The sequence below is a fragment of the Saccharopolyspora gregorii genome, assembly GCF_024734405.1.
Classification (GTDB): Bacteria; Actinomycetota; Actinomycetes; order Mycobacteriales; family Pseudonocardiaceae; genus Saccharopolyspora_C; species Saccharopolyspora_C gregorii.
This window is the reverse complement of sequence record NZ_CP059556.1, coordinates 4,836,079-4,850,491: the sequence shown is the minus strand read 5'-3', so window position 1 is coordinate 4,850,491 and position 14,413 is coordinate 4,836,079. Positions and strand designations below refer to the sequence as shown.

11 protein-coding genes are annotated in these 14,413 nt (G+C 73.3%); 8 read left to right on the top strand and 3 right to left on the bottom strand.

The window, feature by feature from the left end; genetic code table 11:
- The first annotated feature begins 4 nt into the window (after positions 1-4).
- From H1226_RS21085 to H1226_RS21075, 3 genes are all read left to right on the top strand, one after another.
- Complete coding sequence (locus H1226_RS21085) at positions 5-769, top strand: putative hydro-lyase (RefSeq protein WP_258349471.1); 765 nt, start codon at positions 5-7, stop codon at positions 767-769.
- Between the two features lie 168 nt (positions 770-937).
- Positions 938-1,804, top strand: a complete 867-nt coding sequence (locus H1226_RS21080) for an SAM-dependent methyltransferase (protein WP_258342192.1) — start codon at positions 938-940, stop codon at positions 1,802-1,804.
- Positions 1,805-2,104: 300 nt separating this feature from the next.
- Positions 2,105-2,683, top strand: a complete 579-nt coding sequence (locus H1226_RS21075) for a TMEM165/GDT1 family protein (protein ID WP_224956139.1) — start codon at positions 2,105-2,107, stop codon at positions 2,681-2,683.
- Between the two features lie 61 nt (positions 2,684-2,744).
- Here H1226_RS21075 and H1226_RS21070 read toward each other — a convergent pair whose 3' ends face one another.
- The gene (locus H1226_RS21070) at positions 2,745-3,788 is read right to left on the bottom strand and encodes a saccharopine dehydrogenase family protein (protein ID WP_258349470.1); all 1,044 of its coding nucleotides are present in this window, start codon (positions 3,786-3,788) and stop codon (positions 2,745-2,747) included.
- A gap of 293 nt (positions 3,789-4,081) precedes the next feature.
- Between H1226_RS21070 and H1226_RS21065 the strand changes: the two genes are divergently transcribed.
- From H1226_RS21065 to H1226_RS21050, 4 genes are all read left to right on the top strand, one after another.
- The gene (locus tag H1226_RS21065; RefSeq protein WP_258342191.1) at positions 4,082-5,074 is read left to right on the top strand and encodes a LacI family DNA-binding transcriptional regulator; all 993 of its coding nucleotides are present in this window, start codon (positions 4,082-4,084) and stop codon (positions 5,072-5,074) included.
- A gap of 36 nt (positions 5,075-5,110) precedes the next feature.
- Positions 5,111-6,538 carry a glucuronate isomerase gene (gene uxaC / locus H1226_RS21060; protein WP_258342190.1) on the top strand — a complete coding sequence of 476 codons (1,428 nt, stop codon included), beginning with the start codon at positions 5,111-5,113 and terminating at the stop codon, positions 6,536-6,538.
- Between the two features lie 2 nt (positions 6,539-6,540).
- Positions 6,541-7,806 (top strand): mannitol dehydrogenase family protein, encoded by a 1,266-nt coding sequence (locus tag H1226_RS21055; RefSeq protein WP_258342189.1) that lies wholly within the window; start codon positions 6,541-6,543, stop codon positions 7,804-7,806.
- 179 nt (positions 7,807-7,985) lie between these two features.
- Complete coding sequence (locus H1226_RS21050) at positions 7,986-9,473, top strand: sodium:solute symporter family protein (protein ID WP_258342188.1); 1,488 nt, start codon at positions 7,986-7,988, stop codon at positions 9,471-9,473.
- A gap of 212 nt (positions 9,474-9,685) precedes the next feature.
- Here H1226_RS21050 and H1226_RS21045 read toward each other — a convergent pair whose 3' ends face one another.
- Positions 9,686-10,900 carry an esterase FrsA gene (locus H1226_RS21045; protein WP_258342187.1) on the bottom strand — a complete coding sequence of 405 codons (1,215 nt, stop codon included), beginning with the start codon at positions 10,898-10,900 and terminating at the stop codon, positions 9,686-9,688.
- Positions 10,901-11,345: 445 nt separating this feature from the next.
- Positions 11,346-12,911 (bottom strand): peptide deformylase, encoded by a 1,566-nt coding sequence (locus H1226_RS21040; protein ID WP_258342186.1) that lies wholly within the window; start codon positions 12,909-12,911, stop codon positions 11,346-11,348.
- A 196-nt stretch (positions 12,912-13,107) separates the two neighbouring features.
- On the opposite strand from H1226_RS21040, the gene H1226_RS21035 reads away from it, so the two are divergent.
- Positions 13,108-14,364 (top strand): aminotransferase class V-fold PLP-dependent enzyme, encoded by a 1,257-nt coding sequence (locus H1226_RS21035; protein WP_258342185.1) that lies wholly within the window; start codon positions 13,108-13,110, stop codon positions 14,362-14,364.
- Positions 14,365-14,413: the final 49 nt, after the last annotated feature.

The following is a 14,413-nucleotide window of genomic DNA, read 5'->3' as shown; positions in this document are numbered from 1 at the left end:
CGAGCTGACCCCGAGCCAGGCCAGGGCCGAGTTCCGCGCCGGCCTGCGCACCCCCACCGCGGGGTGTTCCGCCGGGTGGACGCAGGCCAACCTGCTGGTGCTTCCCCGGGCGCAGGCCTACGACTTCCTGCTGTTCGCCCAGCGCAACCCGCGGTCCTGCCCGGTGCTGGACGTCACCGAGCCCGGCGAGACCGCGGCGTCGATCTTCGACGGCGACCTGCGCACCGACCTGCCCGCCTACCGGGTGTACCGGGACGGCGCGCTCGTCGAGGAGCTCGGCGACATCACCGGGTTGTGGCGGGACGACCTGGTGTCGTTCCTCATCGGCTGCAGCTTCACCTTCGAGGCCGCGCTGCTGGAGGCCGGCGTGCCCGTCCGGCACCTCGAACAGGGGCGCAACGTGCCGATGTACCGGACGAACCGCGAATGCCGCCCCGCCGGGAAGCTCTCCGGGCCGCTGGTGGTGTCGATGCGGCCGATCCCCGCCGAGCAGGTCGCGACCGCGGTCCGGGTGACGTCCCGCTACCCGGCGGTGCACGGGGCACCGGTGCACGTCGGCTCGCCCGGTGAACTGGGGGTGCGGGACCTGGACGCGCCGGACTTCGGGGAAGCGGTGGAGGTGCGGCCGGGAGAGGTCCCGGTGTTCTGGGCCTGCGGGGTGACGCCGCAGGCGGCGGTGATGCGGTCCGCGCCGCCGCTGGCGATCGGCCACGCACCCGGGCACATGGCCATCACCGACGCGCGGGACTCCGACCACCTCGTGCCGTGATCTCCCCCGCCCGAGGAGAGGAGCGGGGGAGCACCGCGTGCTGCAACGCCGCCGCGGCCGCCGGTTGTTCCCCCGACGCCCGGTGACCCGGCCCACGCGCGCCGATTCCCTGTCGGGGCGTGCCCCGACGATCTAGGCTGGGGAGGTTCGCGAACCTGGGGGTGGGCGATGGGCACGCGTTGCGACGCGGACGGGCGACGAGGGCTGGCGGGGCCGGGCGGACCCGAGCTGCCGTCGATGGCGCGCGTGTGCGATCACCTGCTCGGCGGCACCGCGCACTTCGAGCTGGACCGCGAGTTCGCCGCGGACCTCGCACCGGTGCTGCCGAACCTCCCCGAGCACATCCGCGTGCTGCACGCGTTCCTCGGCCGCGCGGTGCGCCACCTCGCCGAGCGCGGCATCGACCAGTTCCTCGACCTCGGCACCGGGCTGCCCACCGTCGGTGACGTGCACGGCACCGCCCAGCGCGTCGACCCGGACGCGCGCGTCGCCTACGTCGACGCCGACCCGTTCACGGTGCGGCTGGCGGAGGCGCAGCTCGCCGGGGCGCGCGGGGTGACGGTGACCCGGGCCGACCTGTGCGAACCGGCGAGCGTGCTCACCGCGCCCGGCGTCACCGGCCTGCTCGACTTCACCCGGCCGGTGGCGGTGCTGGCGATGGCGGCGCTGCCGTTCATCACCGACGACGACGAGCTGTCCGGGGTGGTCGCCGCCTACCGGGACGCCTGCTCGGTGGGCAGCGCGCTCGTCGTCTCGCACCTGTCCGCGGTCACCGCCACGCCCGAGCAGGTCGACCGCTTCGGCGACGTGGCCGCCCGCATCGGTTGCCGGCCGGCCTGGCGCAGCGCCGACGCCTTCCGCGGCGTGTTCAACGGCTACGACCTCGCCGAGCCGGGCCTGGTGCAGACCGCCCGGTGGCGCCCCGAGCTCGGCGTCGAGGGCACCGGGCCCGGCGCGCAGGACGTGGACACCGTCTCGGCGGTGGGGCTGCTGGTGTCCCGGCCGGTGCCGACCGAACTGGCGCTGGTGCGCTGAACTCCTTTTCCGGCATTCCGCCGGAATGGTTTTCGGTTCGCCGAAACGTGTTTTCAGCCGGGGAGGCCGGTTGAATTCGCGTCCGCGATCTACCGGTGATGTGTTGATTGTTCCGGTGGAATGGGTAATCTGTGCACCGGAAGGGGAGTAGCCCTCAATTCGCGATCGACATGCTGGCGCGACGACGCGCCCGGTCGCGGAGCCTCTCGAAGCGCAGGCGGGCGAGACCTTCGATCCGAAAGCACATCGGGTCGAGGCCGCGACGTGCCTGATCCCAGCCCCAGGAGAGGTGCATCCACCGTGTTCGCCAGTTTCGCCATCAGTTCCGCCGCCATCTTCGTGGCCGAACTCGGCGACAAGTCCCAGTTGATGGCGATGACGTTCGCCACCCGATTCCGGGCCTGGCAGGTGCTGCTCGGAATCACCATCGCCACGACCGTCGTGCACGCCGCTTCCGTCGCGCTCGGATTCGGCATGGGCGCATTGCTGCCGACCGAGTGGATCGGGCTCGTCGCCGGAATCGCGTTCCTCGGCTTCGCCGCTTGGACGTTGCGCGGTGACCACCTCACCGAGGCGGAGAAGAGCAAGGCAGGCCGCACCGCCCGCTCCGCGGTGATCGCGGTGACCCTCGCGTTCTTCCTCGCCGAGCTCGGCGACAAGACGATGCTGGCGACCGTCACGCTCGCCTCGCAGCACGACTGGCTGGGCACCTGGATCGGTTCGACGGTCGGCATGGTGCTGGCGGACGCGCTGGCCATCGGCGTCGGGCTGCTGCTCGGCAAGCACCTGCCCGAGCGCTTCATCCGCTACGGGGCGGCCGCCCTGTTCGCCGTCTTCGGCGTCTGGATGGTCGTCGAATCCACCTTCGGCCTGCTCTGACCGACCACGTGACCGGACCGCCCGTCCCGTTCCGGACGGGCGGTCCGGTCGTTCCCGCGGGTCAGCGGGCGGGCTCGATGATCCGGACCCCGTGCAGGCGGCGGACGAAGTCGGGGCCGAACGCGGTGGACGGGGTGTGCGCGCCGGGGCGGACCCCGCCCGCGAGCAGGGCGGCGACCGTGCGCAGCACCGAGTCGACGGTGAACTCGTAGGTGTCCGGTCCGATCAGCGCCGCCGAGACCGAACGCCCGGCGTCGTCGGTGGCTTCCGCGTACACCTCCACCCAGTTCCGCGCCCGCTGCGCCGTGCCGGGGCCGCGCACCAGCGCACCGATCGCCGCCTTGCCGAGGCGCTGCGCCACCGGGTTCCCCAGCGCGATGCGGCCGACGGCCGTCGCCCGCGGTCCCAGCCGGTTCAGGCCGGGCAGCCGGGTGTAGGTGGTGATGTTCGGGATGCCGGTGCTGCGGAACGCGGTGCTCACGTCGCCCCAGGGCAGCGAGGTCACGGCGTGGCGACCGGACGGGAACGGCACTTCCCGGTGCCGCCAGCCCATCGGGACGGTGCGCAGCTCGCCGTCGATGCGGGCCCGCCCGCCGAGCGCGGCGCCCTCCAGCGCGCTCTTGAGCGTGCCGCCGCTGATCCCGCCGCTGGCCTGGAACGCGAGGTCCAGGGTGGTCGCGGTGGGCAGCTCGGCGGCGACCAGCGCGGCCAGGCAGTCGGTGGGCACCACGTCGAACCCGGATCCGGGCAGCAGCACCACGCCGGCCTTCGCCGCGTCCTCGTGCCGGGCGGCCACCGACTCGAACACGTCGATCTCGCCGGTGATGTCCACGTAGTGCGTCCCGGTGGCCAGGCACGCCGAGACCATCGGCGCGGAGGTCGCCGAGAACGGGCCCGCGCAGTGCGCCACCAGGTCGACGTCGGCGAGCGCGGTCGTGGCGGCCCGCTCGTCGCGCAGGTCGAACACGCGGTAGGGCAGGCCGAGCGGCGTGGCGGCGCGCGCCACCTTCGCCGGGTCCCGCCCGGCCAGCACCGGGCGCTGTCCCCGGTCGACGGCGCGCTCCGCGATGAGCCGCCCCGTGTAGCCGGTCGCACCGTAGATCATCCAGGTCACGCGAGCCTCCCGAGCGTCGTCCCCGTACAACGAGAACTGTCCGGTCCTGTAACGGGTTGCCTCCCCATCCTGACGGTCCCCGGTCCGCCGAGTGCACGGCACCTCCGCTGGACCGGCCGGGTGCACGGCCCGTTCGTCCAACGGGGTCGGGCGAACGGGCCGGGGAGGAACCCGCGGCGGCTCGCGGAGCCCGGCACCGGGAACGCCGGGACGTCGCGGCGACGGGTTGTCATCGCGGCGGTCGGCGTGGTCGATTGATCGGAGCCGAGCAGGAGGTGGCGCCGGTGGCCGAGCGCAGACCGACGATCTACGACGTGGCGCGGCGCTGCGGCGTCGCCGCGTCCACCGTGTCCCGCGCGTTCGACAATCCGTCGCGGGTCAGCGCCACGACCCGCAACCTGGTCCGGGCCGCGGCGGCGGAGATCGGGTACGAGCCGCGCCCGCTGGCCAGGGCCGAAGCGCCCGGCCGGTCCCGCACGTTGATGCTGGTCGTCACGGACATCGCCAACCCCTGCTACGCCGGGTTGATCAAGGCCGCGCAGTCCCGCGCCATCGAGCGGCACTACGCGCTGGCGCTCACCGACAGCGACGAGTCGCCGCAGGTGGAGGCCGGGAACCTGCGGCACCTGCTGGCGAATTCGACCGGCGGGATCCTCGCCACCTCCCGGCTCGCCGACGACTCGGTGCGGCAGCTGGCGCGGCACCGGCCGCTGGTGATGGTGAACCGGGTGATCGAGGGCCTGCCGAGCCTGGTGGTGGACACCGCGGCCGGGATGCGCACCGCGGTCCGCCACCTCGCCGCGTTCGGGCACCGGCGCATCGCCTACCTGTCCGGCCCGCGCAATTCGTGGATCAACGGGCAGCGCTGGGGGGCGGTGCACGCCGAAGCCGCGTCCTTGGGCTTGCGGTCGTCGTTCCTCGGGCCGCGCCCGCCGACCAGGGAGGGCGGCCGGGACGCGGCGGAGGCGTTCGTCCTGGACGGGGCCACCGCGGCCATCGCCTACAACGACCTCGTCGCCATCGGTGCGATGCAACGCCTGCAGGTCATGGGTCTGCGGTTGCCGGAGGACCGCAGCGTCGTCGGGTGCGACGACATCTTCGGCGCCGACCTGGTGGTGCCCGGGTTGACCACCATCGCGGGGCCCGCCGAGCAGGTCGGCGGTTGCGCGGTCGACGCGGTGCACGCCGAGCTGACCGGCGGCGGCACCAGGTCCAGGACGTTCGACGCGCACCTCGTGGTCCGCGGGTCCACCGGCCCGGCAACCGATGGCAACTAGTTGTCCGGGGCGCGGCCCGCGGCCGATCCTGCGGGCATGTCCAGTGGTTCCACCTCGTCGGCGGCGATGCCGCTCGCGCCGCACCCCGATCGGCTGCTGCCGAGCGATCCGGTGCAACGGCCCATCGCCCGGCGCCTCTACGAGCACGTCCGCGACCTGCCGCTGATCAGCCCGCACGGGCACGTCGATCCCGAGCTGCTCGCGGCGGACCGGCCGTTCGCCGATCCGGCGGAGCTGCTGGTCACGCCCGATCACTACGTGACGCGGCTGCTGCACGCCCACGGCGTCCCGCTGCACGAGTGCGGGCTCCCCGGTGGTCCGGAGGAACCGGCGCCACCGCGCGAGGTGTGGCGGGCGTTCTGCTCGCACTGGCACCTGTTCCTCGGCACCGCGTCCCGGCAGTGGCTGGAAGCGGAGCTGCACGACGTGCTGGGCGTGGCGGTCCAGCCCGCGGCGGAGACCGCCGACGCGCTGTTCGACGAGCTCACCGAACGACTGGCCCGCCCCGAGCTGCGGCCGCGCGCGCTGTACCGCTCGTTCGGCATCGAGGTGCTGGCCACCACCGACGATCCCGCCGACGATCTGCGCCACCACCGCGCGCTCGCCGAGGACCCGAGCTGGCAGGGGCGGGTGGTGCCGACGTTCCGCCCGGACCGCTACCTCGACGCGACCCGCCCGGACTGGTCCGCGGCGCTGGACCGGCTGGCCGAGGTCAGCGGCATCGACACCGGCGACTACCGCGGCCTGGTCCGGGCATTGGAGGCGCGGCGCGAGTTCTTCCGCGCGCACGGCGCCACCGCGACCGACCACGGCGCCCCGGACCCGCGCATGGAGTTCCTGCCGGAGCACGAGGCTTCCCGGCTGTTCGGCGAGGTGCGCGCCGGCCGCGGCGACGCGGCGCTGCTGTCGCGCCAGCTGCTCGGCGAGATGGCCCGGATGTCCAGCGAGGACGGCCTGGTGCTGGCGCTGCACACCGGGAGCCTGCGCAACCACCACCCGGAGACCTTCGCCCGCTACGGCCCCGACACCGGCCACGACATCCCCACCCGTGCGGAGTTCACCGAGTCGCTGCGCCCGATGCTGCGGCGGTTCGGCACCGATCCGCGGTTCCGGACCGTGCTGTGCACGCTCGACGAGACGGTGTTCTCCCGCGAGCTCGCGCCGATCGCCGGGTTCTACCCGTCGGTGTACCTGGGCGCGCCGTGGTGGTTCCTGGACGCGCCGCGCGCGATGCGGCGGTTCCGGGACGCCGTCACCGAGACGGCCGGTTTCCACCGCACCGCCGGATTCATCGACGACACACGGGGTTTCTGCTCCATCCCCGCCCGGCACGACACCGCGCGCCGGGTGGACGCCGGGCACCTCGCCTCGCTCGTCGCGGAGCACGTGCTCGGCGAGGACGACGCCGCGCAGGTCCTGCGCGACCTCAACGACCGCCAGCCCCGGACCGCCTTCCGGTTGTGATCATGCTGCTGGACCGGGAGGCCGAGCCCGCCCCCGTCCGCGCCGTGCACCTGGGGCTCGGCGGGTTCCACCGCGCGCACCAGGCCTGGTACACCGCCGCCGATCCGGAGTGGGGCATCGCGGCGTACACGTTCCGCAGCACCGAGCTGCCCGCGGCGCTCACGGCGCAGGGCGGGATGTACTCGCTGCTGGTGCGCGGTGCGGACGATCCGGTGCGCACCGTCGGCTCGCTCAGCCGCGCGCACGCGGGTGCGGAGGCGGACCAGTGGCTCGCCGACCTCGCCGCGCCCGAGGTGGCGGTGGTGACGCTCACCGCGACGGAGGCGGCCTACCGGGTGCCGCCGCCGGGGCGGGACTCCGCGATCTCCCGGCTGGTGGCGGGATTGCGGGCGCGGTTCCGGGCGTCCGCCGCACCGATCACCCTGGTGCCCTGCGACAACGTGCCGGACAACGGCGCGGTGCTGCGTTCGGTGTTGCGCGAGGCGGCGGCGGATGGCGACGCGGCGTTCGCGGCGTGGCTGGAAGCCGGGGTGTTGGTCGTGAGCACCGTGGTGGACCGGATCACGCCCGCCACCACACCCGCCGACGTGCGGGTCGTGCACGAGCTGAGCGGGATCCGCGACGCGGTGCCGGTGGTGACCGAGCCGTACGCGGAATGGCTCCTGGCGGGCGACTTCCCCGGCGGGCGGCCGCGCTGGGAGCGGGCGGGCGCGCGGCTGGTCGACTCCGTCGACGACTACCAGCGGCGGAAGTTGTGGCTGCTCAACGGCGCGCACAGCCTGCTCGCCTACGCCGGGCCGGGCCGCGGCCGGGGCACGGTGCGGGAGGCGATGGACGATCCGGTGCTCGCGGGGCTGGTCGAGTCGTGGTGGGACACCGCCGCGCGGCACCTGCCGCTGCCCGCGGCGGAACTCGACGAGTACCGGGCCGCGCTGCGGCGGCGCTTCGCGGCACCGGGCGTCGAGCACCGGTTGCGGCAGATCGCGGTGGACGGTTCGCAGAAGATCCCGGCGCGCGTGCTGCCGGTGCTGCACCGCGAACGCGGCGCCGGTCGGCTGCCGGAGGCCGCGGTGGTGGTGCTCGCCGCGTGGATCGCCCACTTCCGCGGCGGTGACGTCCACGATCCGAGGTCCGCGGACCTCGTACCGGCGGCGCGTTCCGGCGCCCGCGCGGTGCTCGCGGCCCTCGACGCGGACCTGGCCTCGGACGACGAGCTGATCGCGGCGATCGACGCCGAGGTCCCGGGCACCGCCGGCGACGAGCCCTAGCGGCGTGCGCGCCGGCGGACCGCCGCCCGCGACCCCGTGGCAAGTAGTGGCAACCGATTGCCGCGGATGTCCCGCCTCCCTAGCTTGAACGCACTCCGCACCGCCCGAGAGCCGCGCCGGCGGCGAACCCCCACAACGACGTGAGAGCCGGATTCCTCCGGCCAGGGAAGGGACACCACATGCACCCGTTGGACTGGGTGATCATCGCAGGGTACCTGCTGATCATGCTGGCGATCGGTGTCTGGGCGCATCGCCAGGTCGCCGACACCGCGGACTTCTTCACGGCGGGCGGCCGGATGCCGTGGTGGCTGGCCGGGATCTCGCACCACATGTCCGGCTACAGCGCCGTCGTGTTCGTCGCCTACGCCGGGGTCGCCTACGACCAGGGCATCGTGTCCTACGTCGTGTTCATGTTCCCGCTGGCCGTCGCCACCGGAATCGGGGCCTTCCTGTTCGCCCCCAAGTGGAACCGGCTGCGCACGCACTACCGCATCGCCTCCCCGCTGGAGTACCTCGCCCGGCGGTTCGACGTGCCGACCCAGCAGGTGCTGGCGTGGAGCGGTTCGCTGCTGAAGGTGTTCGACGTGGCGGCCAAGTGGTCGGCGATCGCGTTGCTGCTCAACGAGTTCGTCGGCATCCCGCTCGGCTGGGGCATCGTGATCACCGCGGCGGTGACGCTGGTGTACTGCACCGCGGGCGGGTTGTGGGCCGACGCGCTCACCGAGCTGGGGCAGTTCGTGATCCAGGGGGTCGCGGCGTTCGCGATGATCGGTGCGGTCGGCATCGCCTTGGCGGACCGGGGATTCAGCTACGCGAACTTCTGGTCCGCGTTACCGGCGGGCCACACCGCGCCGACCACGAGCAGCTATCCGGCGTACTTCCTGCTGGTGTACGTGCTGGTGAAGACGTTCGAGTACAACGGCGGCATGTGGAACCTGGCGCAGCGCTACATCGCCACCCCCACCTCGGCGGCGGCGCGGCGCACGGCGCTGCTGTCCAGCGCGCTCTACCTGGTGTGGCCCATCGTGCTGATGCTGCCGATGTTCGCGGCACCGCTGCTGGTGCGGGTGGAGAACTCCGAGGACGTCTACGCCCAGATGGCCTTGCAGTTCCTGCCCGCGGGGCTGCTGGGGCTGGTGCTGGTCGGCGTCTTCTCGCACACGATGGCGATGGCCGCGTCCGACGCCACCGCGATCTCGGCGGTGATGACCCGCGACGTGCTGCCGCGGGTGTGGCGCCGTGCCGGGGAGTTCACCGACGAGCAGTTCCTGCGGGCGGGCCGGGTGCTCACGGTGGTGTTCGTGTTCCTCAGCGTGGTGCTCGCGCTGAACGCGGAGAACCTCGGCGGCGTGCTGGGCATCATCGTCGCCTGGGTGGGCGCGCTGATCGGGCCGATCTCGATCCCGATGATGCTGGGGATGCTGCGGCCGTTCCGGCACGTCGGGCCCACCGCCGCGCTGATCTCCTGGGCGGGCGGACTGCTCACCTTCGCGCTCGCGAAGTACGCGCTGGGACTGTCCGAGGCGATCACGGTGGTCTCGCCGGTGCTCGTGTCGTTGCTGCTGTTCGTGGCGGTCGGCGCCTGGTACCGGGATGCTCCGCCCGCGGCGGAGGAGATCGCCGAGGCGCTCACCCGCGATCCGGATCCGGAGCTCGCCGCGACGTGAGCCCGCCGCGACGTGAGCCCGCCGCGGCCGTGCGGGGCCGCGTTCGCGCTGGGTCGGTTCGAACGCGGGTCACGGGAGCGCTCGGGGCCGGGAGCGCGCGCCCCGGCCCCATCCTGGCCCGACACCGGTGCGAGCGCACCGATCGACGGCGGCGCACCCACCCGGAGGGGCACCGGGCGACGTAGCCGTCCACCCGCGAGGCGGCCGGTGGCTCAGGCGGCGCCGGGGCCGCTCGCGCGGTGCGGGCGGCGGGTGCGGGCGCTGATCGTCTCGACGTGCCCGTCGGTGCCGGTGACGTGCGCGGGGCCGGTGACGGCGTCGCCGAGCGAGGTGCGCAGCGCCCGCGCGGCGAGCTGCCTGCGCACCGAGCGCGGCGAGAGCTCCGCCAGCAACCAGGCGATGGCGGGCGGCAGCACTCGCGGCAGCCGTTCCCGCGCGCAGTGCCCGGTGCCGGGCACCAGCCACACCTCCGCCTCCGGCCGGTCGGCGAGCGCGATGGTGTCCCGCAGCGGCACGTACGGGTCGCCGGTGCCGTTGATCGCCAGCAGCGGGGCCGCGGACCGGGTGCTGAGCAGGCCCTGCCTGCGCAGCGAGAACTCCAGGGAGAACCGGTCGGCTTCGGCCCGCCCGGGCGGCTCGGCCAGGTGCAGCGCGTTGCCGACGGACCCGGCCATGCCGTGCGGCAGCCCGAGCACGTCGACGGCGGAGCCGCACGCCCCGATCGGCCCGCCGAGGTCGATGGCGGCGTCGACCCTGCCGGTGAGCGCGAGCTTCGCCGCCCAGTGCCCGCCGAAGCTCAGGCCGAGCACCGCGGTCTTCGCGCACCGGGTGCGGTCGGCGAGCTGCCGGGTGGTGCCCGCGAGCAGCAGGTCGGCGTCGGCGGCCAGCGGCACCCGGGATTCGCCGGTGCCGGGCATGTCGACGGCGGCGACGGTGAGCCCGCTGACCAGCGAGATGCGCAGCGCCATCCGGTGCAGTTCGACCTTCCAGGTGTCGACGCCGCCGCAGAGCAGCAGCAGCTGGTCGCTCACGCCGCGGCGCCGCCGGTAGACGTGCGCGGTGACGCGGGTGGACCGCTGCCGGTAGGGGACGTCGAGCTGGTAGCGCCGGAACGCGACGGGCAGGTTCGCGGTGGCGTGCCGGAAGCAGTCGAGCTGGCGGGCGTAGGCCTCCCGCCGGTCCGCGGTGGCGAGGCAGGGGAACCGGGCGGCGCCCCAGCAGGCGGCGGCGCGCGCCCAGTCCTGCTCGATCTCGGCGCGCCGGGCCTCCTCCGCCCAGACCGGGACCCAGCCGGTGCGGCCGCGCCCCCACACGTCGTCGACGCGGTGCCGGACGCGGGCGATCACCGCCGTCGGCACGCCCCAGCTCCGGAAGTTCCGAGCACGCTCGGTGAACAGGTCCGCTGGTTCCACGGGAAAGGTGAACATGGCCGCCTCCGTCGGCTCCGGGTGGGCTTGTCCGGTCCAGGAGGGTGGGTGGACCGGTGCCGCGAGCCTTGCTCCGATGGTCCCGCGCCAGGTGGGACCGTCCAAGCGCCGCGGCCGCACACTACCCGAAAGAACGTGCGCGAACGTGCGTCGATCTTGAAAACCCGCGCGTCCTCCCCCGTTCGAGAGCCCTTCCCGCCGCCAAGAATCGATTACGCAACGTTACGTAAGCACCGCAAAGCCGATCACCACCCCCATCTCTTTCCTGTCGGCGGCGAAGCCGCTGAGCAGCGACCACCCGAGCAACGGGACCACCCGCGGGTTCTCAGCGGCCTCCGCGCGAGGACGGCTTCTTCTCCTGTGGCGGAGCCACCGGTGAAAAAGATCCCGCAGCGAGGAGGCCGCTGAGGTTCCGCCACCCGCTCAGCAAGCAGCAGAAGGCGGATCAGCCTTCCGGGTAATGCCAGTTCGAGCCGGTGCCGCGGTACTGCTCCACCGGGATCGGCGCCACGTCCGGCGGCAGGTGGTCGCTGCACAGCACCCCGTAGAGATGGTCCACCTCGTGCGCCACCAGCCGCGCCACGCCCCGCTCGAAGATCGTGATCCGGCGTTCCCCGGTGATGTCCTGGTGCTCCACGTGCACCACCGCCGGGCGCGGCACGAGGCAGCGCACGTCGAAGAAGCTCAAGCACCCCTCGTACTGCTCGTCGCCCTGCTCGCCGGATTCGATGACGCGCGGGTTCAGCAACGTGATCAGGTCGTCGCTGCCGGGCGGGCGGACGATGGCCGCGGCCCGCTCGATGCCGATCTGCGGCGCCGCGATGCCCATGCCCTTGCCGAAGGTGTGCGCCTTCGAGATGCGCTGCGTCGCCGAGTGCAGCTCGTTGATCACGCGGCGGGCGTCCTCGGCCTCGGCAGGCAGCGTGAACGGCCGTGCCGAGCGGCGCAGCATCGGATCGCCCTCCTGCACGATGCCGAGCGCGGTCATGGTCTCGCTGGGTTTCGGCGGCCCGGACGGCGCGGTGGGGGAGTCGTTGCGGAAGTGCCACTCCAGCCGGTACCGCGCGTGCAGCGGCGGATCTTCGGTGGACCACGCGTAGATCGTGCGGCCCTGCTCGTGGCGGGTTTCGATCGCGGTGTGGAACGGCATGGATTCCGCGGTCATCGAGGTGTGCAGGCCCCACACCGCGGGGTCCAGCTCGGTGGGGAAGTTCAACGTCACCGATAACCGCGTCGTGGGCAGCCGCACGGCCCGCCGGAACCAGTGGCCCCACTTGTCGTCGCTGACGGTGTAGGTGTACTCGATCCACGCGCTTTCCCCGGGATACAAGGGAAATCGGCCCGAGTCGTTCGCGAAGAGCAGCCACACCTCCTTGAACGCGTCCCGGTCGTGCTGCACGCTCCAGCGCATCGGTTCCTGGCGCTTCTCCCCGTGCCAGGCCTGGAGGTCGATCTCCTCCCACGTCAGCGGATTGTCCCGGTACAGCCGGTTGGAGCGTTCCGGGTCGCCGGGGAACCGGTCCACCGAGACCCGGATCAGGTAGCGCGTGATCGGCTCGGTGCCGTTGTTGACCAGATGTCGCCGCATGGTGGCGCGGTAGGAACCGTTGACGTAGAACAGTTCCGCGTGATCGTGCTCGACCACCAGCCCGCCCGCGGGTTCGATGGCCGGGGCGGCGTGCTGGGGCGGGCTGGGCTTGCGCGGAGCGGGAACCGCGTTCTGCTCCCGCCAGGCGCGTCGCAGCGAGCCGCCTGCGTTCAACGCGCCGTCGGCGGCCTGCGCGAACTCGCGGGATGCGTGCTCCCCGCCGCTCTCGACCTTCGACACGTACGACCGGCTGTAGCCCATCTCCCGGGCCAGCGCTGATCTGGACAGGCCGCGAACGTCGCGCCACCGCCGGAATTCGGCGACGAAGGCGTCTTGTTCGGCTGCGGCGTCCAGGTCCGCTTTCGCCTGGCCGGTCATGGTCACCATCCCCATCGCGTCCGGCGTGCGTGTGCGTGAGCTCACCGTGAGCAGGCGCTCAGCCTACGCACACTCCCGGGGCGTGCGATCCCCTTGAGTCGAGGTTCTCCGACGGCGACGGCACGTTTCACACAGATGGCGGGTAGCTGAGCGAAAAATGTCCCCAGAAGTCTTCACACGCACAACGATTTCGCGCCTTCCGGCTCCGTTCCCGCGGCGCGGACCCGAAGGATCTGATCATGTGAGCAGCCCCTTGGCGATCCACGGCGGTCCACCCGTGGTGCGGACCGCAGGACCGCAGATCTCCTGGCCGCCGGTGGACATCAACACCGCGGTCGCGGTCACCGCGCAGCTCTACAGCGCGGTGTCGCTGCCCGGCCGCACCGGGATCGTCGCCGAGCTGGAGGGGAAGCTGGCCGAGTTCTTCGGCGTGCGGCACGCGATCGCCACCTCGTCCGGGACGGCAGCGCTGCACGCCGCGTACTCGGCGCTGGGGCTGGCCGAGGGCGACGAGGTGATCGTGCCCGCCTACACCGCGCACCCCACCGCGACGCCGCTGTTCCACCTGCGGGTCAAACCGGTGCTGGTCGACTGCGACGAGCTGGGCAACATCGATCCGCTGCAGGTGGAAGCGGCGATCACGCCGTTCACCAAGGCGATCGTGGCCACCCACCTGTGGGGCGTGCCCGCCCGGATCGAGGCGCTCGCGGAGATCGCCGAGCGGCGCGGGCTGCGGCTGGTGGAGGACGGCTCGCACGCGCACGGTGCCGCGGTCGGCGGGCGGCGCGTCGGCACCTTCGGGGACGTGGCGGCGTTCAGCATGGGCGGGTCGAAGCCGCTGTCGGCGGGGGAGGGCGGGTTCGTGCTCACCGACGACGACGACCTGCACCACCGGGTGCTGCTGCACGGCCAGGACGGCGCCAGGTGCCGCGGCGAGATCCCCATCGACCACCCGCTGCGCCGCTACGTCGTCACCGGGACCGGGCTGGCGCAGCGGATCCACCCGCTGGCGGCGGCGCTCGCGCTGGGCCAGCTCGACGAGCTGGACCGCAGGCTCGGCGGGCGGCGGCAGCTGGCCGCGCACATGATCGCGGAGCTGCGCGGGTTGCCCGGCATCGGTGTGCCGGAGGTGCCGGCGCGGGTGGCGCCCGCCTGGTACGCGCTGGCGCTGGTGCACCGGCCGGAGGAGCTGGGCGGGCTGCCGGTGGACGCGCTCGTCGCCGCGCTGCGCGCCGAGGGCTGCCTGGAGGTGGACCACCCGCGGGCGCCGCGACCGCTGAACGAGCACCCGCTGTTCGACGCGCCGAACCGGATGTTCCCGAACCTGCCGGAGGGGTGGCCGCGCTACCGCGCCGGGCAGTACCCCCGGGCCGAGCGCAGGCACCGCAACACCCTCACCGTCACCGTCCCGCACGACGACCCGGCCTTGGCGGAGGGCTACGTCCGCGCGTTCCGGAAGGTCGTCACCCACCACCGCACGCTGATCGAACCCACCTGATCGCCGGCGTCCGCTCCCGTGGCTCGGGCGCGGGCATTGCCCCGCCCCC

What these genes read in the sequence shown, in the direction of transcription:
- H1226_RS21080 (WP_258342192.1), top strand. Translation starts at nt 938, where the DNA reads ATGGGCACGCGTTGCGACGCGGACGGGCGACGAGGGCTGGCGGGGCCG.
- H1226_RS21045 (WP_258342187.1), bottom strand. Translation starts at nt 10,900, where the DNA reads ATGTTCACCTTTCCCGTGGAACCAGCGGACCTGTTCACCGAGCGTGCT.
- H1226_RS21050 (WP_258342188.1), top strand. Translation starts at nt 7,986, where the DNA reads ATGCACCCGTTGGACTGGGTGATCATCGCAGGGTACCTGCTGATCATG.
- H1226_RS21055 (WP_258342189.1), top strand. Translation starts at nt 6,541, where the DNA reads ATGCTGCTGGACCGGGAGGCCGAGCCCGCCCCCGTCCGCGCCGTGCAC.
- uxaC (WP_258342190.1), top strand. Translation starts at nt 5,111, where the DNA reads ATGTCCAGTGGTTCCACCTCGTCGGCGGCGATGCCGCTCGCGCCGCAC.
- H1226_RS21070 (WP_258349470.1), bottom strand. Translation starts at nt 3,788, where the DNA reads ATGATCTACGGTGCGACCGGCTACACGGGGCGGCTCATCGCGGAGCGC.